The organism is Blautia sp. HCP3S3_C4, assembly GCF_052064095.1.
In the GTDB taxonomy this organism is placed as follows: domain Bacteria; phylum Bacillota; class Clostridia; order Lachnospirales; family Lachnospiraceae; genus Blautia_A.
Genome location: NZ_JBQHWF010000003.1, coordinates 149630 through 171622 on the forward strand (window position 1 = coordinate 149630; position 21993 = coordinate 171622).

Genomic DNA, 21993 nt, shown 5'->3' on the forward strand with positions numbered 1-21993 from the left:
AAATGGAAGAGAACACATTAGAAGAAAGTATCAGCAGACTTCTGGCTTCTATAAAAGAAAGTGCTGAATATATAGAATTTGAGAAACAGAAAGAAATCCTAAGTCAGGACCCGGATCTGAAGAAGCGTGTGGATGCATTCCGGGCCAAAAACTACCGGATACAGAGCCAGTGCAGTTCAGACCAGCTTTTTGAAGTGGTAGAACAAATGGGGAAGGAATCTGCAGAGCTTCGCCGGCTTCCGCTGGTAAATGCATATCTGGATGCAGAGCTTGCTCTCTGCAGGATGATCCAGAGGATTTATATGGAACTGACCGATGGAATAGATTTTGATACTCCGAATATAAGCTAAGGATCAGAAAGGAAGAGAATTATGGGTGATACTGGTGAGACAAGAGACCGGGTAGGCGCGGCAGGAGTTGCAATTGCAAGTGTCTTTTTCAAAATCGCGCTTTATATCTGTGTTATTGTCCTGCTTTTCTGGATCGGTAAATCTGCTTTTCAGTTTGGGCATGACGTATTTAATCAGCAGGCTATGAGCCCTGGTGAAGGCCAGGAGGTAACAGTTGTTATTAAAGAGGATGCTTCTCTTTATGGAATAGCAAAGACACTCCAGAAAAAGGGACTGGTGAAAAGTGCACCGGTATTTTATGTGCAGGAGAGACTTTCCACTTATCATGGAAAGCTGAAGGCAGGTACCTATTTACTGAGTACAGCTTATACTCCCAATCGGATCATGGGAATCCTTGCGGGAGATGAGGAGCAGGAAGGGGTAAGTACTTCGTGATAGTAGAGGAGCGGATGCGTACCTATATCAATTCTCTGGATAGGGGAAATACCCCATTTCTGGAGGAACTGGAACAGACAGCCCTGAGAGACAGGGTGCCTGTGATCCGAAGAGAAATGCAGAGCTTTATAAAGACGTTTCTGGCTATGAACCAGCCGGGACGCATTCTGGAGGTGGGGACAGCCATTGGCTTCTCCACACTTCTTATGTGCGAATATGGGAGAGAGGATCTGCAGATTGTAACAATAGAGAATTATGACAAAAGGATTCCTATTGCCAGGGAAAATTTCCGCAGGGCCGGACGAGAAGATCAGATCACTTTGTTGGAAGGAGATGCAGGAGAACTGCTGAAAACTCTGGAGGGACCATTTGACATGATCTTTATGGATGCTGCCAAAGGGCAATATATTCACTGGCTTCCGGATATCAGGAGGCTGATGGCCAAGGGCAGTGTTCTGATTTCTGACAATGTACTTCAGGAGGGAGATATTATTGAATCTCATTACCTGGTAGAGCGCAGAAAGAGAACCATATATAAACGGATGCGGGAGTATCTGTATGAACTGAAGCATGATCCATCCTTTGTAACATCCATTCTTCCTCTGGGAGATGGAGTTACAGTCAGTGTGAAACAGGAGTAATCATTATGAGAAAAATCGAATTGCTTGTTCCTGCAAGCAGCCTTGAAGTATTAAAAATTGCTGTTATTTTTGGAGCAGATGCTGTATATATCGGAGGGGAAGCCTTTGGACTGAGAGCAAAAGCCAAGAACTTTTCCCATGAAGATATGAAAGAGGGAATTGCATTTGCCCATGAGCATGGGGTAAAAGTATATGTGACTGTAAATATCCTGGCTCATAACTATGATCTGCCAGGTGTAAGAGAATACCTGACAGAGCTTAAGGAACTGAAGCCTGATGCTCTGATCATTGCGGATCCCGGAATCTATATGTATGCAAAGGAAATCTGTCCGGAGATCGAACGCCATATCAGTACACAGGCAAATAATACGAACTATGAAACATACCGTTTCTGGTATCAGCTGGGAGCCAAGCGTGTGGTAACAGCAAGGGAGCTTTCACTTGCTGAGATCAGAGAAATCCGGGAGCATATTCCGGAGGATATGGAGATAGAGACATTTATCCACGGTGCAATGTGTATTTCCTATTCAGGAAGATGTCTGCTCAGTAATTATCTGGCAGGACGTGATGCAAATCAGGGAGCCTGTACCCATCCCTGTCGCTGGAAATATTCCATTGTGGAGGAGAAACGTCCTGGAGAATATATGCCTGTATTTGAGAATGAGAGAGGAACCTATATCTTTAATTCCAAAGATCTGTGCATGATCGAGCATATGGACGATATTGTAAACAGTGGAATTGACAGTCTGAAAATTGAGGGCCGTATGAAGACTGCCCTTTATGTTGCAACTGTTGCCAGAACCTACCGTAAGGCAATTGATGATTATATGGAGAGTCCTGAGAAATATCAGGCAAATATGCCATGGTATCAGGAACAGATTTCCAACTGTACTTACAGACAGTTTACAACCGGATTCTTCTATGGAAAACCGGATGAGAATACACAGATTTATGATAATAACACTTATCAGAAAGAATATACTTATCTGGGATTTGCAGAAGCAGTGGATGAGCGTGGCTTTGCACAGATCACACAGAGAAACAAATTTTCTGTAGGAGAGACCATCGAGATCATGAAACCGGATGGACAGAATTTATCTGTTACTGTCAGGGGGATTTATGATGAAGATGGCAATTCCATGGAAAGTGCACCTCATGCACAGCAGAAGCTGTTTATTGATTTAGGAACTGAAATCCAGGTTTATGATTTATTGAGAAGAGCAGAGTAAAAGTAAACGCAGCCAACAAATGAAACGTTGGCTGCGTTTATTCTGTCTGGGGAAAAAGTCCACGGAGTTTTTGTAAAGCGGTTTTCTCAATTCTGGAAACATAGGAGCGGCTGATGCACAGCTTTTGTGCGATTTCCCGCTGAGTTTCTTCCTCCATGCCAAAGAGCCCATATCTGTAGCAGATCACCTGATATTCCTTTTCTGACAGGATTTTTTTCAGAGATTGCAGCAGATATGTGGTATTTTCCCGGATGTAACATTCTTCTACAATATCCACAGGCACGCTTTCTATTACATCTAAAAGATTGATTTCATTTCCTTCTTTATCCGTTCCGATGGGGTCGTACAGAGATACTTCTTTCGAATGCTTCTTCTTAGCCCGAAAATACATCAGCAGTTCATTTTCTATACATCTGGCAGCATAGGTAGAAAGCCGGGAGGATTTTTGGGGATTAAAGGTTGTGACAGCCTTGATCAGTCCGATGGTGCCAATAGAAATCAGATCATCAGTATCCTCACCGGTTCCCTGATACTTTTTGACCACATGGGCCACCAGTCGGAGATTATGCTCAATCAGGATATTTTTTGCCTGGGAATCGCCCTCCTGATATTTTTGAAGATAATATTTTTCCTGGGATATGGACAAAGGTTTTTGAAAGGCCTTCAAATCGCTACCTCGAAGGGGATTTCTATATAGTTTATGTCCGGGACAGGGTGTTGGTGCTTTTCCAAGAAATTTTGAGCCTTTTTACAATTTGCAGCGGCTGTTTCAAATCTGCATTGAGAAAACAGAATAACTACAGTATAATGAATGAAGAATACAATAAATACAACAGGAGAAGCACATGAAAATATATTTAGCCCCCCTTGAGGGAATCACAGGATATACATACAGAAGGGCACTTTACCAGTGCTTTGGAGGTTTTGACAAGTTTTTTATTCCCTTTATCCTTCCAAATCAGAAAGGACATCTCAGCACCAGAGAAAAGAAAGACATTATGCCTGAGAATAATGAGGGGATGTATGCAGTTCCCCAGATTCTCACAAAGAATGCAGAGGATTTTATCCAGACAGCGGAAACACTGCAGGAATACGGTTATAATGAAGTAAATCTGAACCTCGGCTGTCCGTCAAAGACTGTTGTGACAAAGGGAAGAGGAGCAGGATTTCTGGACAGACCGGATGAGCTGGATAAATTCCTGGATGAGATTTTCCGTAAATGTGATATGAAGATTTCCATCAAGACCCGATTGGGTATGGATGATCCGGAAGAATTTGAAGATCTGCTGACCATTTATAATAAATATCCACTGGAGGAGTTAATTGTTCACGCAAGAGTGCAGAAAGACTATTACAAAAATAAGCCCCGTCTGGAAACATTTGGAGAGGCTGTGGAGCACTCAAAGAGCCCGGTTTGCTATAACGGAGATATTGTCACAGCAGAAGACTGTACCAGATTACAGGAAATGTTTCCGACCCTGGACTGCATTATGACAGGCAGAGGAACACTGAAGAATCCTGCACTTGCCAGAGAGATCCTTGGCGGTGCACCTGCGTCAAAGGAAGAAATCCGCAGATTTCATGATATGATGTACAATGAATACTGTGAAGACCTGTCCGGAGACAGAAATATCCTGTTCCGTATGAAAGAATTATGGTCTTATCTGGCACCTATGTTTACAAACAATAAAAAATATGCCAAAAAGATTAAGAAGGCTGAGAAATGTGTGGTATATGAAAATGCAGTCAGAGAATTATTTGGCTGTGAACAGTTAATTGGAGAAGTGGAAGATGGGGATATGGAAAAAATACTGGATCATTATAGCAGCTGAAAGATATAGAACTCACAGTATTTCGATAAAAAGTAACTGATTAGTATCTTTAAGGTTGCAATATTTTTTATTAAGAAGGAGAAAAAGAATCCTATGAAATCTCATGCATTTCAGATGAAATATTTCTTAGCAGGCATCTATATTATCTGTGTTATATTTACCTGTTTTAACGCCAGGTTTTATCATACGCCTCTGGCGAAGATATCTTCAGTAACAGAAAAGGAAACAATGAGTAGGAAAGGAACCAGGGATGCAGAAGAGTATTATTATACTCAGAAAATTACAGCGCGTATATTAAACGGTACCCATAAAGGGGAAGAGATTTCTATTTCTAATGAATATACATCGTCTCAGGTTCAGAATCAGAAATATCACAAAGGAGACACGGTCTTTTTAAGTGGTTCAAGGGAAAATCCAGGGAAATCCATACGTTCCATAAAGCGTGATGGTTATCTGGTATTGCTGGCAGGTGGTCTGTTTTTTCTTCTGATCTGTATTACAGGAAAGCAGGGATTCTATACGATCATATCGCTGATATTGAACACAATTATATTCGCGTTTGGATTTCAGGCTTTTATGAAAGGGGAAAATATCTTAAATATCTGCAATGTAATTGCTTTTCTATTTTCGATAACAACTCTGATCTGTCTGAATGGAATCCACAGAAAAACATGGGCTTCTGTTATTTCAACCATATGCGTACTGTTTCTGATCATGGCATTATTTGAATTTTCTATTCAGTTTTTTGGAGATCTGGATTATTCTAATCTGGAATATCTGGGGAGTATGAGTAATTCTGCTGATATATTCTGGACAGATATTATGCTGACAGGACTTGGAGCTATCATGGATGTAGCTGTAACTATTAGTGCTGCAACAGGGGAAATTGTCCGGAAAAATCCAGATGTTTCTCTGAGAAAATTAATACATTCAGGACGGGAAATCGGATATGATATTATGGGAACCATGATAAATGTGTTGCTTTTTGTTCTGGCAAGCGGCATGATTCCTATGTTTATCCTGAAAATGAATAATGAGATCAGGTTTATAACGATCATACGATATCATATTCCATATGATATCTGTCGTTTTCTGATTGAAAGTATAGGAATTGTACTGGCAATCCCTGTATCTGTTTTTATTTCTTCTATTATCATGAAACTACCATTTCTGAAAAGGAGCGACAAAAAATGATAATTTTTCTTGCACTGGTGTTGATTATTTTAATGATTCTGATTGGTGGGGAGCGCGGAGCAGTTTCTCTTATGACATTGGCCGGTAATATTGTAATTCTGTTTATTTCGATTCTTCTGATGTCCATTGGTTTCCCGGCTCTGCTTCTGATATTGGCAGCAGGGGCAGGAGTCTGCTATAATTCCCTGTTCTACCAGAATGGAAACAATCCAAAGACACGGGCGGCTTTTCTGGCTACCTTGCTTGTGATGCTGCTTTTATTTATTCCGATTTATCTTATTATATGGAGATCAGGAAGCTATGGACTGAATGAGCTTCAGCTTTCAGAAGATGATTTTATGTATTATTACAGTACGGATATCCATATTAATATGCTTCATGTGGCAGTTTTTGTAACTGTTTTCAGTACTCTTGGAGCGGTTATTGATACTGCTTTATCTGTAACTTCTTCTGTATATGAAGTCTGGACACATAAAAACAGCCTGACAGCGAAAGAACTTACTTCTTCCGGCTATCAGGTTGGAAAAGAAATTATAGGAACAACTGTAAATACGCTGCTTTTTGCTTATCTTGGAGGCTCTATTCTGTTATTTGCCTATGTTCAGACACAGCAATATAACCTGGAAATTATTCTCAATTCCAAATTTCTTTTTCAGGATGTTGCAATCATGCTGTCTGGGGCGATTGCCTGCCTTTTTACAGTACCGGTATCAATCAGATGTGTGATCCGCCAGATCCATCATGCTGCATCTGAAACAGATCACAGCTGATCGGATTTGTTTTCACAGTCTTTGCAGATTCCATGAAGCATATCTCCGCTGCACTGCAGACGGAATCCATGATCCCGGAACAGATGCTCTTTTAATTCATCCATAAAGTCACAGTCAAGATGTACAACCTTGCCGCATCTGATACATTTCAGATGCAGGTGGTCTGTACATTTTTTTTCTTTTCCTGCGAACTGAAACACTGCTTTGTCAGAATTCAGATCTGGGTATTTAATTACAACGTGTTCCGCGCAAAGCTTATCCAGATAGCGGTAGACAGTTGTTGTGTTTACTTTAATTCCCGTTTCTTTTAAATACTTTTCAATATCAGCAACACTGACAGTAACTTCGCTTTGTTCTTTCATATATTCTAGAATAACCTGCCTTGTTTTTGTAGTATAGGGTTTTCGTTCAGCCATTACTTTATATCCTCCATTATTCAGTTGGTATGTAGCAATCAATTATGCGCTTCTGTTTTTATTTATTATTGTAGCCTTTTATTTCTTCTGCGTCAATTCGGCTTTGAGATAGTTATGGCCAGCTTTTATCCTATATATGGTTTTGTAGAACATCTGGAAGAATACAGGATCGCAGGAAAGAATTACCGGACTCATATAAGCTTATGGGATACCCTTGAAGATGAATTGCAGGCTAATGCAGATATGACATTTGACTTGATTGGTAATTTGGGAACAATTGATTATAAAACAGCAGATAGTAAAGAAATTATTGCATCATATGAACGGTAATATATTTTTAGTTAACTTTTAGACAATTTGCAGAGCGGAGTTTAAAAAGGCGTATGGAAGTTTTAATTTAACTCCATACGCCTTTTGGACTCGCTGTACAACGTTCTTTTACCGTTGTACAGCAGATGTTTTTTATTGGTGAATGGAATCCCCTTCTTCTTGTATGAGTTAACCATTTTTAATTGCATCAGAAATGGCTTTGTCTAATTCCTTAACTGTGGAGTTTATCAGGATTTGTCCTTTGAGACATTAGTCAGGAAACAGGATGTTACCTTTTGTAGATAAAACGATTTTGGTCAGATTGAGAATTCTTTGTTTTTCTGGTACAATTGAGAAAAACATTTGGAAAGAACGAGAGCGTTGGAATGAAGACAAGATAAGAAATATCTTGACTATATCGACAGCGAGGAATGCTTCTTCTCCGAAAGGCAAGAAGGTGAGGAGAAAACAATAATGAAAAATCTTAGATTAAAAGAAGTATCTATAAAAGATCTTGATCAGATCAGGGCACTGTACTGGAGACTTTTGGACAGTTCTCCGAAATATGGTCAGATCCTGCAGTGGAAAAAGAATATATATCCAAATGATGACGATTGGAATTCTTATATTGTAAAAGGTGAAATGTACTTGATTTTGAAGGACATGGATGTGATTGGTGCAGTAGCGGTGACGAATGCTCAGTCAAAAGAATATAGAAAGATTCACTGGAAAGTTAAGGTGGATGATTAGGATGCAGCGGTGGTTCATCTGCTGATGGTTTTACCTGAATATCAGGGAGATGGAGCGGCAACAGCAGCACTTGATGAAATCATCAAGCTGGCTGCAGACAAAAAGAAAAAGGCAGTGCGGCTGGACGCGATCGGAACTAATGTGCCAGCACAGAAATTGTATGAAAAATACGGCTTTGTTAATTGCGGAACAGCACAGGAGTACTATGAAAGTACCGGAGAAACAGAATTCGTATTTTACGAATATGTACTGGCGGAGTAGCAGTTACATATGAAATGAAAAGTATTTACTAATCGGAAATTGTCGAACTGACACATTAGAAAGGATTATATATGAGTGAGTTGATTAAGGCTGATAATGAATATAAGAAGCCAGCCACTCGGTATTTCCGGTTATGAATTATCAAAACTTATACCAGAAGAGTTCAGAGGTAGTATGCCTACCATTGAAGAAATTGAAGTTGAATTAAATGAATAACTTCCAGACAAACATTTTTCAACAGAGTATTGTATAATTTGGATGAAGTAATTTTTATGAGGTAATTTTATGTGTGAAAATGAAAAAAAGAAATATCATTCCATTGAGATGACCACAGGATCTCTCTGGAAAAATATACTTCTCTTCAGCCTTCCTCTTATGGGATCACAGGTACTGGAGGTTCTTTTTAACTTAAGCGATGTTGCCGTTGTTGGACGGTTTGCAGATTATATGGCACTAGGTGCTGTCGGTTCCACAACTTTGCTGGTTACTCTGTTTACCGGAATCCTTATCGGAATGGGTGCCGGTGTCAATGTCCGCGTAGCTCACGAACTGGGTGCCGGTAATAAAAAAGGCACAGAAGAAACAATCCATACTTCTCTTCTTTTGTGCGCAATCACAGGTCTGCTCGTCTGCGCCATCTGTCTTCTGTTTTCCGGGCGGATGCTGTCCATGATGAACACGAAGCCGGAACTTATTGATCAGGCTATTTTATATATGAAGATCTATTCCCTGGGAATGCCTGCAATGGCCGTATACAATTTCGGAAACGGCGTATTAAGTGCCATAGGCGATACGAAACGACCATTGATCTACCTTTCCATTGCAGGTGTGGTCAATGTTCTTCTGAATCTGTTTTTTGTTATTGTCTGTCATATGGCAGCCGCAGGCGTTGCAACAGCCAGCGCAATTTCTCTGTATATCTCTGCTTCTCTGGTGATGATCCATCTCCTCAGAAGAACCGATGACTGCAAAGTGTCTCTGCGTAAAATCCGTCTGCACCCCAAGGCCTGCAAAGCAGTTCTCATGCTTGGTATCCCTACAGGTCTTCAGAACGGAATCTTTGCTATTGCAAACCTGTTTGTGCAGACTGGTGTCAACTCTTTTGATGCAGTGATGGTTTCCGGAAATGCAGCTGCTGCAAATGCTGACTCCCTGATCTATAATGTCATGTTTTCTTTTTATACTGCATGTGCAAGCTTTATCGGTCAGAACTGGGGTGCCGGTAATAAAAAACGAATGCTGAAATCTTATAGAGTCAGCCTTACATATGCCTTCATTTTCGGTGCAATCCTGGGTGGACTACTCCTTGTGTTTGGCCCACAGTTTCTTTCTCTGTTCGCTACGGAACCAACAGTTATTGATGCTGGTATGCAGAGGATTCGTATTATGGCATTCAGCTATGCGTTTAGCTGTTTTATGGATGGCAGTATCGCCGCATCCCGAGGCATCGGAAAAAGTATTCCGCCTACCATTATCGTTATTCTGGGCTCCTGCGTATTTCGTATTGTCTGGATTTATACAGTATTTGCACATTTCCAGACGATTTCATCACTGTATCTTTTGTATATCTTCTCATGGGGAATTACAGGACTTGCAGAAACTCTGTTTTTTGTTGTAAGTTTTAACATAATATATAGCAAGAATTCTCCTTCCTCTATAGGTGGGAGATGAATTGCAAAAAAAACAGAAAAGAACACTTGTTCTGCAACGCGATTCATGGTATAATAGAATCAGTCGATAAGGTAAAAGATCAAAAAAGGACTGTTTTTATGGAAAAAATAGATCACAATGCACATTCAGTATATTTGATGTATTATCATCTGATCATGGTGGTAAAATATCGAAGAAAAGTTATCAATGACCCAATTTCAGAAAGAGCAAAAGAAATATGGGAATATATTGCACCCCGATATGGAATTGTTTTGGAGGAATGGAATCATGATATTGACCATGTGCATGTAATGTTTCGTGCACAGCCTAAAACGGAACTCAGTAAATTTATCAATGCATATAAAAGTGCCAGCAGCAGGCTGCTGAAAAAAGAGCATCCGGAAATCCGGGAAAAACTTTGGAAAGAAGCATTCTGGAGTCAGAGTTTCTGCCTTTTGACGGCAGGAGGCGCACCAGCTGAAGTAATCCGTCAATACATCGAAACCCAGGGAGAGAAAAAGCATTGAACATAGCATATCGTTTCCGGATCTATCCAACAGAAGAACAGAAGATACTTCTGGGAAAAACATTTGGCTGCTGCCGTTTTCTGTATAACCAGATGCTTAATGACAAGATCCGGGAGTATAAAAAGACGAAAAAACTGTTAAAAAATACACCAGCCATGTATAAAAAGGAGTATTCATTTCTGAAAGAAGTAGATTCGCTGGCACTGGCAAATGTTCAGCTTCATTTGGAGAAAGCATATAAGAATTTTTTCCGTGATCCCAAGGTTGGATTTCCACGTTTCAAGTCAAAACATCACTCCAAAAACAGCTACACAACAAATGTAGTCAACGGAAATATTCTGGTAGAAGATAAGCGGATCCGGCTTCCCAAATTAAAATGGATCTCCATGAAAAAACACAGGGAGCCTGCAGAAAACTGCTGTCTGAAATCAGTGACAGTCAGTATGGAGCCGTCCGGAAAGTATTTTGCAAGTCTGCTGTATGAAGGATACAGCTGCGAAAACCAAGCAGCAGATGAAGATTACAGCAATGCCAAAATACTGGGGATTGATTATGCGATGCAGGGGATGGCAGTGTTTTCAGAAGAGATTGAACTTGAAAGAGCAGGATTCTTCAGAAGAAATGAAAAAAGGCTGGCAAGGGAGCAGCGTAAACTGTCGAGATGTGTAAAAGAAAGCCGCAATTATGTGCGGCAGAAAAAGAAAGTTGCCAGGTGCCATGAAAAAATACGAAACCAGAGAAAGGATTATCTGCATAAACTGAGCCGCAGGATTACAGACCAGTACGATATAGTCGCGGTAGAAGATATTGATATGAAAGCAATGGGCCAGTGCCTGCACTTTGGGAAAAGTGTACAGGATAATGGATACGGGATGTTCCGGAATATGCTGGATTATAAGCTTGCCTGGAAGGGAAAGAAATTAGTAAAGATAGACCGCTTTTTCCCTTCAAGCAAAAAATGCAGTAAATGCGGAAAGATAAAAAAAGAGCTGGGATTATCTGAAAGAGTATACCGCTGCACGTGTGGAAATGAGATGGACAGAGATCGAAATGCAGCGATCAATATCCGTGAAGAGGCAAGAAGGATGCTGGCAGTATAAACTGTCCATATCCGGACAATAAGTAAGAAAATACGCCCGTGTCCGGGCAAAAAGAATCGCGGGGCACGCGAGGATAGCTTGTAGATACTTGGCTCAGTAGAGTCATTGAGCAAGAAACCCCCACTTCAAAATCTGGGATTTAAGTGGTGGGAGCATGTCACGAAAATATGGGTTGGAAAATAGTCACAGCCACTCTGTGATTTATATGCCAGGTGGATTCCACAATTGACTGGAAAGAAAATCAGCTTACAAAACGGGTGAAATCTCAATCGGAATTGACCGAGCTGAAAGCGAGGGATACTTCTTGTCCGAGGGGCAAGAAGGTGGAACTAAAAATAATTAGAACAATCGGAATTTTTAGGAGTAAAGACATGACTACTATTGTGCAGTTGCGCCCCCTTGAACACAGTGATAGAGAGCAATTTGTTTTAGACAATCAGGAAGCCTTCAATTACGGTGCCCTGGAAGAATTTGGCCTTAGAGATAATCATTTTGAGGAAGATGGACAGATTATATCACGAGAAACGATTGAGCAGTCCATTGACGATGGTGAAGCTTACCGCATCGTACTCGATGGCAAAAAAGTAGGCGGTGTTGTGATTAAAGTCGAGGGTGAAAAAGGCGACCTAGATCTTCTTTTCATTGCGCCATCAGTTCATAGCAAAGGCATCGGGTATGCTGCATGGTGCGAAGTTGAGAAGTTATATCCAGAAGTGAAAGTCTGGGAAACCGTAACGCCCTATTTCGAGCAGCGGAACATCCATTTTTATGTGAACAGATGTGGTTTTCACATCGTAGAGTTCTTTAACAAATATCACCAAGCCCCCAATAATCCGGAAATGAATGCTGAAAAGCAGGACGAGCAGTTTCCGAACGGAATGTTTCGGTTTGAAAAGATTATTAGGTAACTTCCAGTTTACAGAAACCCTATATACGAACATAAATAGGCAGCTTCGGCTGTCTATTTCCATATAATCGCACATTTGCGTAACTCCATAAGTCTGAATACAAACTGCAGGGTGTGAAAGTTTATACGAAAAGTCTTGCGAGGAGGGGTAAACTAGTGTATTATGTTTATAACAATATAGAGCGTTAAAGTAAATTAGGTGACGAGGAGGTGAACGTACAGCACCTTAATACATCAAAACTTTTCATATTTCGAACTCAGAAGTTAATGTTAATGTTCTTTCAAATAGGAGGGCAAGAAGATGAAAAAGCGTAGAGTATCGAGACTGCTGTTAATTCTGGCAGTGACAATTGCTATGATCGCTGCAACTGCAGTGGTTGCAAGCGCAGCAACAATTAACAAAAATGATGCAGATTATAAGTATTCTAAGACTCTTGAAGATGGTACTGTTGTGTCCTTTACTAGAGATCTTATTAATGAACCTGTCGCTACAGACTACATTCAGTGCAAAATTCAGCTTAGGGAAGGCGATGAATTCGGCAATTACCCTTTCTTTGGTCTAACTTATAGTAAACGACTTCCTAACCAGGAGTGGGACAAGAATGGAACCGTTGCATATGGTGTATTAAATATTAAAGGTAGTAATCTTAAGCAAGGAATGTATAGTCTTACATGTAATGGCGATGGTTGGAAGAATTATACGATAGATTTCTTCTATGCAAACTTCCAAAAAGCTACTAAGATGATGATTACAACATATCCTGACAAGATTCTGTTTAATGCTGACCGTCTGACTCGTGACCAGCATGGTGAGTATACAAATGTGTTTGTTAAAGGACATAACTTTGATGCAATGCTCAAGAATGGATGGGGAGAGTGGATGGCAACAAAGGCTCCATCGACAATGAAGCCAGGTAAGAAATATAACTTGTATGCAGGACAGATAGACCGAGTTAACAACTATCAGGTTAATTCCAAGGTTTATAAGTTAGCTACAGTGACTATGGGTCCTTCAACTAAGCCTGTAATCAAGTCGGTAAAGATTTCTAATGTTAAGGTTAAGAGATATTTTAGCTATAATGAAGGGAAATATAGATATAAGACCACATTCAAGATGACTGTAACCTTAAGCAAGATGGCTAAGGGTGCAAAGGGTATAGATCTTACTACAAGTGTAAACGGCATTTCTTCATACAAGACACTTAAGGGCACAAAGAATACCTACACAGCGAATTTCAATTGGGATATGCCTATGAGCTTAAAGGGTAAAACTGTTTCAGTTAAGGTAAAGACTTATAATGATACTAAGTATAAGGCTTACAGCTACGACTCAAAGGCTAAGAAGGCAAAGATTTGATAGGTGTACACTGATAACAATTACAAAAACCAAACAGAATAATTAAACTACATGCCCTGAGCTCAGTTGCTCAGGGCTACTTTTACATTCAGAAGGGGAGCAAAACCTACTAGTATTGCTTTAGCAAGCATCGCCCATCTACTCCGCCACGGAGATTTGGGCTGATAGCAATAGTGTATGTTGGAGTAAGATGTTATAGGAAAACAAAAATTTAGAGCAGCAAGCTCAGGCTATATTTGATGATATGTTTCCTGACATTTTTTCATTAAATACGGATGCTACTCTCCAAGATTTAATCGTATTTGCAAATGGCAAAAAACGCCCAAAAACAATTGGAAACATCCCCGTATATGGTGGAAATGGCATATTAGCATATACTGATAAATCTAATGCTGATAATTGTGTTATCATTGGTAGGGTTGGCGCATATTGCGGTAATACATTTTTATGCCTTGATAAATGCTGGACAAGCGATAATGCCATACAAGCAAAAAATCGTACTGGCTCCTCACCATTGTTTATTTATTACTTATTGCGAAATGCATCACTATCTTCCCGACATATTGGCACCGGACAACCGCTAATGACGCAAGCAATTCTAAATGCTATACCTATTAAGTATCCAGTAGAAGAAAAAATTTCAGCATTTATCGAAACTTGTAGCCCTATACATAAAATGATTTCTGGCAATAGACAACAGAATGAGTCACTTGCATCAATAAGAGATTCCATGCTTCCTAAACTGATGTCTGGCGAAATGGATGTTTCAGAGCTGAATCTCTAAGCAGCTAAATTCAAGTTTTATTGATTAGGAAATTGGGGAGTTATGCATTTTGTAAAGGGGGATCTATAAATGAAAACGTGTTGTTTGGTATGGGAAATTCCTGTAATAGAGGGAGAACATTATAATCCAATTATGAATGTCATTTATATGCAAAAAGCAAAGAAATTTTTGAATCAACTAAATCGATATTTTCAGGATGAGAATATGGATTGGAAGTGTGTTTTAGACCATTCAGCATGTACTTATAATGAGATTTTTTCCAGTGAACATCAAGCAGTTATTTTTGCTCCGGAAGCTAAAACAAGACAATGGTTATATAAAAAAGAAATTCAAGATGAAAGTATTCCAAAATATTATTTGGATTTTGCAGAATATAATGAAGGAAAGTTAGATAAAATAGCAATTTTCTTTATGAACTTAAAAAATGATATACAATAGATTTCCTTGTTATGGAGCAATGATATGTTTTGAAGGTAGAAAAAATTACAGGGAAAAGAAAGAAACCAAAGTAAAAAGCCGATGCGGGACTTTTGAATCCAGTATCGGCTTTATTGATCTTACAGAGGTTTTGAAAAATTTACTTTTAATGGTTCATCAGTGCGTTGATATTTGAGGCTGTGTGGATTTTTTTCGATACAGCAGGAATAACATAAACAATAGAATTACCGGAAAAATAAGTCCGAATCCCATGCCAATCCTAATATTATTTCCGGCATTCTGGGTGATACGACCAACAATTCCAGGTCCAATGCTGCCACCTAAATCTCCTGCCATGGCAAGAAGAGAAAACATAGCCGTTCCACCTGTTGGAAAAGTTTTTGAGGAAATACTGATTGTTCCAGGCCACATGATTCCAACTGAAAATCCACATGCAATACAACCGATAAGTCCGATAATCGGGCTGGATGACAAAGCGGCAAGTAGATAACAGACAACGCATAATATGCCTGAACCACCCATAAACTTCATTAAATCTAACTGTTCTCCATATTTTCCAAAAATTATACGGCTGATTCCCATTGTTACTGCAAACATACATGGACCTGCTAAATCTCCCAGGGCTTTTGACAATCCCAGTGCGGCTTCTGCATAAGCAGAAGCCCATTGAGCCATTGCAAGCTCAGAAGCTCCGGAACAGATCATCAGACATATTGCAACCCAGAAAAATGGTTTGGAAAACAGATTCTTAATTCCCATTCCAGAACCATTGTCAACCAGAGGTTCAATGGGACAGGTCATGAAGTTATAAGTATTAACTGCAGGAATGATTGCCCATATTACGGCGAGCCATTTCCAGTTGTCTATTCCAAATATCAGGAAAAATAAGCTGGAAATCAAAATTGTCCCAACAGCTCCCCAACAGTAAAAGGAATGGAGCAGACTCATAGTTGCTTCTTTGTTTTCAAACGGACAGGCCTCGATAATAGGGCTGCAAAGTACTTCTATTAAACCACTTCCGATGGCATAAACAATAACACTACATATAATTCCAATAAAAGGATCAGGTAAAAAATCAGGTAAAAATGCCAGTCCAAGCAGACCCAGTGCAGAAAATATTTCTGATGTAACAATGCACACACGATACCCGATATGGTCCACGAATTTGGCACAGAACAGGTCAACCAGAAGCTGTGTGAAAAAGAAGAAAGTGGATATCAGAGCAATATTACCGAGAGAAATATGGTAGTCACTGTGAAATTTCAAAAAAAGAAGCGGTGCGAAGTTTGCCGTAATAGCCTGTGTGATAAACCCCATATAACAGGCGATTTTTGTCTTATGGTAGTCTGTTTTTTTTATAGAATTTCTACATTTAAAAATCATAAGTATACCTCTTTTCTTTTTTACTTGATTATATAGCAAATATTAGATATATACATTGAATTAAATTGTAGAAATACTGTATAATATCGTAAAAAAGAAAGAACGTGATATGGAGATGGATTATAATAAAACATATAATAGAATACTTACAGACGAGGAGTTCATGGAAATTAAACAGCATGGAAGCAGTGATTATCCATTCCAGTATTATTATGATAATCTGGAATTGTTTGATTTTCATTGTATTGAGTGGCACTGGCACAGAGAATTTGAGTTTTTATATGTGGAGTCTGGACAAGTTACATGCGGAATAGGAGAAAAACAGATTATATTGTCAGAAGGAGAAGCAATTTTTATTAATTCTAAAATATTGCACCGCTTTTACGCATCATCAGGTGGTATCATTCCTAACTTTGTATGTATGCCGGAATTTATTGCACCGGAGAACAGTCTGATCTATAAGAAATATATCTTGCCAATCATTTCATCGAATATATATTTCCGGTGTTTTCAGACTGATGAACTATGGCAGACAAAGATTATACAAACTATGATAAAAATAATGGAAATACAGGAGAATGAGAAAATAAGAGAACTTGCTACTTTGGCATTGATGCAGGATTTATGGCTGACTTTTTATGAAAATGTAAAGTTTTCTGATAAAGGAGAGGTACAGACAGTTGATGAAGTTGCACAGAAAAGAGTACAGTTAATCATGCAATATATACATGAAAACTATAATCGCAATTTGTCTCTGGATGAAATTTCCTCGCATATAGGAATCAGTAAAAGTACTGCACTTAATTTGTTCCACCGGTTTTTACATACTACACCGGTTAATTATCTGATAGGATATCGACTTCAGGCAGCTTCCTGGTTATTGAAAAATACGAATAAAAAAGTAAAAACAATTGCCTATGAAAGTGGATTTCATAACGTTGATTATTTTTGCAGATTGTTTAAAAAACGTTATCATTTAACCCCATCAGAATATCGCTGCACATGTTTAAAATTGTTGTCGGCAGATCCGAGTCTTCAGACCCATAAATAAAGCCGATGCGGGATTTTTGAATCCTGTATCGGCTTTGTTAATTTGCGAAGATTTTGAAAAATTTATTTTACTGGTTCATCAGTGCTTTGATGTCTTCTTCCGGTGTGGTGATAGGTGCAATACCATAATTTTCCACCAGATAGTTCAGAATATTAGGAGACAGGAACGCCGGAAGAGAAGGACCAAGACGGATGTTTTTGATACCTAAGTGTAAAAGTGTCAGCAGGATACAAACTGCTTTCTGTTCATACCAGGAGAGAACGAAGGAAAGCGGAAGCTCATTTACAGAACATCCAAATGCATCCGCAAGTGCCACAGCAACCTGGATTGCACCATAAGCATCATTACACTGGCCCATATCCATCAGTCGTGGCAGACCACCGATTTCTCCCAGATCCAGATCATTGAAACGGAATTTTCCACATGCCAGGGTGAGAACAATACTGTCAGAAGGTGTCTGCTTCACGAATTCCGTATAATAGTTTCGACCTGGTTTGGCACCATCACAGCCGGCAACCAGGAAGAAATGGCGGATAGCGCCTGATTTTACTGCTTCTACTACAGTATCTGCATGGGACAGAATGGCTGCATGTCCGAAACCGGTTGTCACTTTCGTACCGCCGTTGATGCCTGTGCGTGTCTGATCTTCTTTGTAACCACCCAGTTCCAGTGCTTTTTCAATAACCGGTGTGAAATCTTTCTTCTCGTCGATATGAACAGCGCCTGGGAAAGCAACCACTTCTGTTGTAAATACTCTGTCAGCATAACTGCTTTTTGGTGGCATCAGACAGTTGGTGGTGTAAAGGATCGGAGCCGGAAGATGATCAAACTCTTTCTGCTGATTCTGCCATGCAGTTCCGAAATTTCCTTTTAAGTGAGAGAATTTCTTTAAGAGTGGATAGGCATGGGCAGGGAGCATTTCACCGTGGGTATAGATGTTGATTCCTTTTCCTTCTGTCTGTTCAAGTAAAAGCTGCAGATCCTTCAGATCATGACCGGTTACTACAATAAATGGTCCTTTTTCTACAGTAAGTGTAACTGCAGTCGGTTCCGGTGTTCCGTAAGTTTCTGTATTGGCCTTGTCAAGAAGTGCCATACATTTCAGATTGATTTCCCCTACTTTCAGTACAGTAGGAAGCAGTGTGTCCATACTTTCTTCATAACCAATCTTAAATAATGCTTCGCAGAAGAAACGGTTTACTTCGGCATCTTCATAATTCAGAACATTTGCATGATAAGCATAGGCTGCCATTCCGCGAATCCCGAAAAGAATAAGGGACTTCAGGGAGCGGATATCTTCATCTGCATTCCACAGCTGCTGTATGTCATATTCGTCTGATTTACCGCAAGGTGACTGACATTTATTGCAGTCAGGAACCAGTCTTTCTTTTTCTGCTCTGACTTTTTGTATCATATTTTCGATTGCTGCATCGTCAAAACTCACATTTGTAACGGTAGTAAACAGTCCTTCAATTATGACCTGACTGGTACTTTTGGAAATAGTTTCTGCGCCATCGACAGCTCTTGCCAGACCGATCAATGCACCTGTCAGCTCATCCTGTAATTTGGCAGTGGCTGCCTTTTTTCCGCAGACACCTGCATTTCCTGTGCAGCCGGTGCATCCCACTGTCTGTTCACACTGATAACAAAACATTTTTTTATCCATTGTCGTATCCTCCTTTATTCTATAATATTTCCATCAATACCTATGGTTATAACCTGCCAGGGAATGAATTTTCCACTATTCTGAAGTGCTTTTCTGGTTGCCATCTCAAGTCCGCCACAGCATGGCACTTCCATTCTTACAATCGTCACACTTTGAATATCGTTATTTTGGATTATTGCAGTCAGTTTCTCGCTATAATCCACCTGATCCAATTTAGGACAGCCGATTAATGTTACCTTATTTCGGATAAAATCCTGATGAAAGCCTGCGTAAGCGTAAGCAGTACAATCGGCTGCGATTAAAAGCTTTGTGCCGTTAAAATATGGGGCACTGACAGGTGCCAGCTTAATCTGTACCGGCCAGTTCTGAAGATTGGATACCTGACCTGTGGTTGAAGATGTTTTTTCTGATTTGGGCATTTCTGATCGCTGAATCTGCATGCTTTTAGACCCGGGACAGCCGGCATGAGCAGTTATTGCCTGATTTTTGGCAAATATTTTTTTCTGTGCTTCTTTCACAGCCGCTTCATCATATTCAGGTGCTTCCCGTTCCTCAAAGGAAATGGCACCTGTGGGACACTCCGGGAGGCAATCCCCCAGTCCGTCACAGAAATGTTCTCTCACCAATTCTGCTTTTCCATTAATGATATCAATGGCACCTTCGTGGCAGGCATCTGCACAGGCGCCGCAGCCATTGCATTTTTCTTTATCGATTCGAATAATCTTTCTTATCATTTTACCTCCGTCAATAGATTTAACTTTTGTTTCTGTCAGCATTATAGTATGATAAATACAACTTGTATGTTTGATTTCCAACAGGAGGAATGATTTTGAAAAAATATTTATCTATTTTAAAAACTAGTCCATTTTTTACAGGCCTTACTGATAACGAGATATTATCTATACTGCATTGTGTAAAAGCAACAACAGTTTCCAAAAAACGAGATTCTTATATTTTCAGAGCAGGAGATTCTACCGAGGTAATGGGACTTGTGGTGTCCGGCTGTGTTCTTGTTATTCAGGAAGACCTTTGGGGGCATCGGAATATTCTGTCGAAATGTCATACCGGTGATTTCTTTGGTGAGCCATATGCAGCAAGCCCGGGAGCTGTTCTGAATGTCAGTGTGGTGGCAGATACGGATTGTGAGATTATTCTGCTAAATGTCCAAAGGCTTCTGATTTCCTGCCCGACTGCATGCGAACACCATCAGAAGCTGATCCGCAACCTGGTCAGTGTCCTGGCAAATAAGATACTGATTCTGAACGACAAAATCACACATGTGGGCAAGCGAACGACAAGGGACAAACTATTGTCCTATCTGTCGGCAGAGTCTATCAGACATTCGTCGTTATCCTTTGATATTCCCTTTGACCGGCAGCAGCTGGCTGATTATCTGTGCATTGACCGTGCGGCAATGTCTACGGAGATATCAAAGCTGCAGAAAGAAGGCTTTATAAAAACAAATAGAAATCATTTTGAATTGACTGTTTGTAATAATTCGGCTTCTGAAATAAAAATGTGATATCCATCATGAAAAATGATAGGAGTCATGTGGGTATTCGCAATTGAAGCAGGAGACTTACCTGTTTCGGTTAAAAAAGCAGAGAAATTCTGCGTCAGATATCTTTGCCGTGTGTCGGCACGCCTGCAGATATCCTCCTTGTCTTTCACACACTCTGATGAACTGTCTTAAATGCATTATTTATTAGGACTGCTATAGGAAAAAGGACAGATATCGGTTATGCATATAGTATTAAAAACTATATAAACTGGTTTCTCTTGACAAGAATAAATATTATGATATACTTTGAGCATCAAAATATTTAAAATGCAAACAAAACAATAGGAGAAGAATCAAAATGAAGAATTTCAAAATAGGAGATAAAATCACAAGAGTTCCATTGATTCAGGGAGGAATGGGAGTTGGGATCAGTCTTGGCAGACTTGCAGGTTCTGTTGCGAAAGCAGGAGGAGTTGGTATTATTTCCACTGCACAGATCGGCTACAGGGAAGAAGACTTTGACAGAAATCCGGCGGCAGCCAACGAACGTGCCATTGCCGGCGAAATGAAAAAAGCCCGTGAGATTTCAGAAGACGGAATCATAGGATACAATATTATGGTTGCACTGAAAGAATATGCATCTCACGTAAAGGCTGCAGTAAAAGCCGGAGCAGACATCATTATTTCCGGTGCGGGACTTCCCACAGAGCTTCCGGAACTGGTAAAAGGAAGTCTGACAAAGATTGCACCCATCGTATCTACAGACAAATCCGCAAAAGTAATCCTGAAATACTGGGACAGAAAATACAAAAGAACTGCAGATCTGGTAGTGATCGAAGGTCCTCAGGCAGGCGGACACCTTGGTTTTCATAAAGAAGAGCTGGAGAAATATACTGAAGAATCCTACAGTGAAGAAATAAAGAAAATCATCGCAACAGTAAAAAGCTACGCAGAGAAATATGAGACAGAAATTCCAGTGATCGTAGCAGGTGGTATCTATAACATAGAAGATGTCCGAAAAGTGGATAATCTTGGTGCTGATGGCATTCAGGTTGCTACCCGCTTTATCACAACGGAAGAATGTGATGCAGACATCCGCTATAAAGAAGCCCATTTAAAAGCAAAAGAATCCGACATTGCCATTGTAAAAAGTCCGGTAGGAATGCCAGGTCGTGCCATTATGAACAAATTCATGACCCGTGTCATGAACGGCGAACAGATTCCACACAGTCCCTGTCATGGATGTCTCGTAAAATGCAGCCCAAAAGAAATACCCTACTGTATTACTGACGGACTGATCAATGCAGTAAAAGGAAATGTAGATGAAGGGCTTCTTTTCTGTGGTGCAAAAGCATGGAAAGCAGAGCGTTTGCAGACAGTACAGGAAGTGATTAATGACTTGTTTTAATCAATCAAGTAGCGAAGCGGATTGTGAATATCCT

At 39.9% G+C, this 21993-nt stretch carries 24 protein-coding genes and 2 pseudogenes; 21 read left to right on the plus strand and 5 right to left on the minus strand.

What is annotated here, in order from left to right; genetic code table 11:
- Window positions 1-2 precede the first annotated feature (2 nt).
- Genes ACTNC6_RS04270 through ACTNC6_RS04285 form a run of 4 tightly spaced genes read left to right on the plus strand, consistent with a single transcriptional unit; the run spans window position 3 to window position 2655 of the window.
- Window positions 3-350, plus strand: a complete 348-nt coding sequence (locus tag ACTNC6_RS04270; protein ID WP_441043295.1) for a YlbF family regulator — start codon at window positions 3-5, stop codon at window positions 348-350.
- Between the two features lie 21 nt (window positions 351-371).
- A complete protein-coding gene (locus tag ACTNC6_RS04275; protein ID WP_173743479.1) occupies window positions 372-785 on the plus strand; it encodes an endolytic transglycosylase MltG in 414 nt (137 codons plus the stop codon).
- Window positions 782-1426: an O-methyltransferase gene (locus ACTNC6_RS04280; protein ID WP_173743478.1), complete on the plus strand. Its 645-nt coding sequence runs from the start codon at window positions 782-784 to the stop codon at window positions 1424-1426. Before ACTNC6_RS04275 ends, ACTNC6_RS04280 begins: the two co-directional genes overlap by 4 nt.
- A 5-nt stretch (window positions 1427-1431) precedes the next feature.
- Entirely contained in the window at window positions 1432-2655 is a 1224-nt protein-coding gene (locus ACTNC6_RS04285; protein WP_019162414.1) for a peptidase U32 family protein, read from the plus strand.
- Between the two features lie 37 nt (window positions 2656-2692).
- Here the strand turns inward: ACTNC6_RS04285 and sigK are convergent, their stop codons facing one another.
- Window positions 2693-3322, minus strand: coding sequence for an RNA polymerase sporulation sigma factor SigK (gene sigK / locus ACTNC6_RS04290; RefSeq protein ID WP_441043296.1), 630 nt, complete (start codon window positions 3320-3322; stop codon window positions 2693-2695).
- A gap of 178 nt (window positions 3323-3500) precedes the next feature.
- On the opposite strand from sigK, the gene ACTNC6_RS04295 reads away from it, so the two are divergent.
- The 3 genes from ACTNC6_RS04295 to ACTNC6_RS04305 all read left to right on the plus strand — a co-directional run bounded on the left by ACTNC6_RS04295 (window position 3501) and on the right by ACTNC6_RS04305 (window position 6451).
- The gene (locus tag ACTNC6_RS04295) at window positions 3501-4487 is read left to right on the plus strand and encodes a tRNA dihydrouridine synthase (RefSeq protein ID WP_441043297.1); all 987 of its coding nucleotides are present in this window, start codon (window positions 3501-3503) and stop codon (window positions 4485-4487) included.
- 93 nt (window positions 4488-4580) lie between these two features.
- On the plus strand, window positions 4581-5681 hold the full coding sequence (locus ACTNC6_RS04300; RefSeq protein ID WP_303241980.1) for a YibE/F family protein: 1101 nt from the start codon (window positions 4581-4583) through the stop codon (window positions 5679-5681).
- Window positions 5678-6451, plus strand: a complete 774-nt coding sequence (locus ACTNC6_RS04305) for a YibE/F family protein (RefSeq protein ID WP_022381228.1) — start codon at window positions 5678-5680, stop codon at window positions 6449-6451. Before ACTNC6_RS04300 ends, ACTNC6_RS04305 begins: the two co-directional genes overlap by 4 nt.
- On the opposite strand, the gene ACTNC6_RS04310 is transcribed toward ACTNC6_RS04305, so the two are convergent.
- Complete coding sequence (locus ACTNC6_RS04310; protein WP_441032699.1) at window positions 6442-6867, minus strand: Fur family transcriptional regulator; 426 nt, start codon at window positions 6865-6867, stop codon at window positions 6442-6444. The two genes, ACTNC6_RS04305 and ACTNC6_RS04310, sit on opposite strands and share 10 nt — an antisense overlap.
- A gap of 213 nt (window positions 6868-7080) precedes the next feature.
- On the opposite strand from ACTNC6_RS04310, the pseudogene ACTNC6_RS04315 reads away from it, so the two are divergent.
- The 11 genes and pseudogenes from ACTNC6_RS04315 to ACTNC6_RS04365 all read left to right on the plus strand — a co-directional run.
- Window positions 7081-7197: pseudogene (locus ACTNC6_RS04315) on the plus strand (DUF4825 domain-containing protein); the annotation flags it as partial.
- A gap of 453 nt (window positions 7198-7650) precedes the next feature.
- Complete coding sequence (locus tag ACTNC6_RS04320) at window positions 7651-7926, plus strand: hypothetical protein (RefSeq protein ID WP_441043298.1); 276 nt, start codon at window positions 7651-7653, stop codon at window positions 7924-7926.
- A gap of 9 nt (window positions 7927-7935) precedes the next feature.
- Window positions 7936-8187, plus strand: a complete 252-nt coding sequence (locus ACTNC6_RS04325; RefSeq protein ID WP_441043299.1) for a GNAT family N-acetyltransferase — start codon at window positions 7936-7938, stop codon at window positions 8185-8187.
- 108 nt (window positions 8188-8295) lie between these two features.
- Window positions 8296-8403: pseudogene (locus tag ACTNC6_RS04330) on the plus strand (PDDEXK nuclease domain-containing protein); the annotation flags it as partial.
- 69 nt (window positions 8404-8472) lie between these two features.
- A complete protein-coding gene (locus ACTNC6_RS04335; protein WP_441043300.1) occupies window positions 8473-9858 on the plus strand; it encodes an MATE family efflux transporter in 1386 nt (461 codons plus the stop codon).
- 98 nt (window positions 9859-9956) lie between these two features.
- The gene (gene tnpA, locus ACTNC6_RS04340; protein WP_441043301.1) at window positions 9957-10364 is read left to right on the plus strand and encodes an IS200/IS605 family transposase; all 408 of its coding nucleotides are present in this window, start codon (window positions 9957-9959) and stop codon (window positions 10362-10364) included.
- Complete coding sequence (locus tag ACTNC6_RS04345; protein WP_441043302.1) at window positions 10361-11464, plus strand: RNA-guided endonuclease TnpB family protein; 1104 nt, start codon at window positions 10361-10363, stop codon at window positions 11462-11464. Before tnpA ends, ACTNC6_RS04345 begins: the two co-directional genes overlap by 4 nt.
- Before the next feature lie 371 nt (window positions 11465-11835).
- Window positions 11836-12372 (plus strand): GNAT family N-acetyltransferase, encoded by a 537-nt coding sequence (locus ACTNC6_RS04350; RefSeq protein ID WP_441032708.1) that lies wholly within the window; start codon window positions 11836-11838, stop codon window positions 12370-12372.
- A 300-nt stretch (window positions 12373-12672) separates the two neighbouring features.
- Window positions 12673-13728 carry a hypothetical protein gene (locus ACTNC6_RS04355; RefSeq protein ID WP_441043303.1) on the plus strand — a complete coding sequence of 352 codons (1056 nt, stop codon included), beginning with the start codon at window positions 12673-12675 and terminating at the stop codon, window positions 13726-13728.
- A gap of 244 nt (window positions 13729-13972) precedes the next feature.
- A complete protein-coding gene (locus ACTNC6_RS04360) occupies window positions 13973-14512 on the plus strand; it encodes a restriction endonuclease subunit S (protein WP_441043304.1) in 540 nt (179 codons plus the stop codon).
- Window positions 14513-14581: 69 nt separating this feature from the next.
- Window positions 14582-14950, plus strand: coding sequence for a hypothetical protein (locus ACTNC6_RS04365; RefSeq protein ID WP_062807890.1), 369 nt, complete (start codon window positions 14582-14584; stop codon window positions 14948-14950).
- Between the two features lie 156 nt (window positions 14951-15106).
- Here ACTNC6_RS04365 and ACTNC6_RS04370 read toward each other — a convergent pair whose 3' ends face one another.
- Complete coding sequence (locus tag ACTNC6_RS04370; protein ID WP_441043305.1) at window positions 15107-16333, minus strand: MFS transporter; 1227 nt, start codon at window positions 16331-16333, stop codon at window positions 15107-15109.
- Window positions 16334-16496: 163 nt separating this feature from the next.
- On the opposite strand from ACTNC6_RS04370, the gene ACTNC6_RS04375 reads away from it, so the two are divergent.
- The gene (locus ACTNC6_RS04375; RefSeq protein ID WP_441032719.1) at window positions 16497-17384 is read left to right on the plus strand and encodes an AraC family transcriptional regulator; all 888 of its coding nucleotides are present in this window, start codon (window positions 16497-16499) and stop codon (window positions 17382-17384) included.
- Between the two features lie 67 nt (window positions 17385-17451).
- Here the strand turns inward: ACTNC6_RS04375 and hcp are convergent, their stop codons facing one another.
- Window positions 17452-19050, minus strand: coding sequence for a hydroxylamine reductase (hcp, locus tag ACTNC6_RS04380; RefSeq protein ID WP_441032721.1), 1599 nt, complete (start codon window positions 19048-19050; stop codon window positions 17452-17454).
- Window positions 19051-19064: 14 nt separating this feature from the next.
- A complete protein-coding gene (locus ACTNC6_RS04385) occupies window positions 19065-19784 on the minus strand; it encodes a 4Fe-4S binding protein (protein WP_441032723.1) in 720 nt (239 codons plus the stop codon).
- A gap of 95 nt (window positions 19785-19879) precedes the next feature.
- Here ACTNC6_RS04385 and ACTNC6_RS04390 point away from each other — a divergent pair, with 95 nt between their 5' ends.
- On the plus strand, window positions 19880-20572 hold the full coding sequence (locus ACTNC6_RS04390) for a Crp/Fnr family transcriptional regulator (RefSeq protein WP_441032726.1): 693 nt from the start codon (window positions 19880-19882) through the stop codon (window positions 20570-20572).
- A 337-nt stretch (window positions 20573-20909) separates the two neighbouring features.
- A complete protein-coding gene (locus ACTNC6_RS04395; RefSeq protein WP_441043306.1) occupies window positions 20910-21959 on the plus strand; it encodes an NAD(P)H-dependent flavin oxidoreductase in 1050 nt (349 codons plus the stop codon).
- The last annotated feature ends 34 nt before the right edge of the window (window positions 21960-21993 follow it).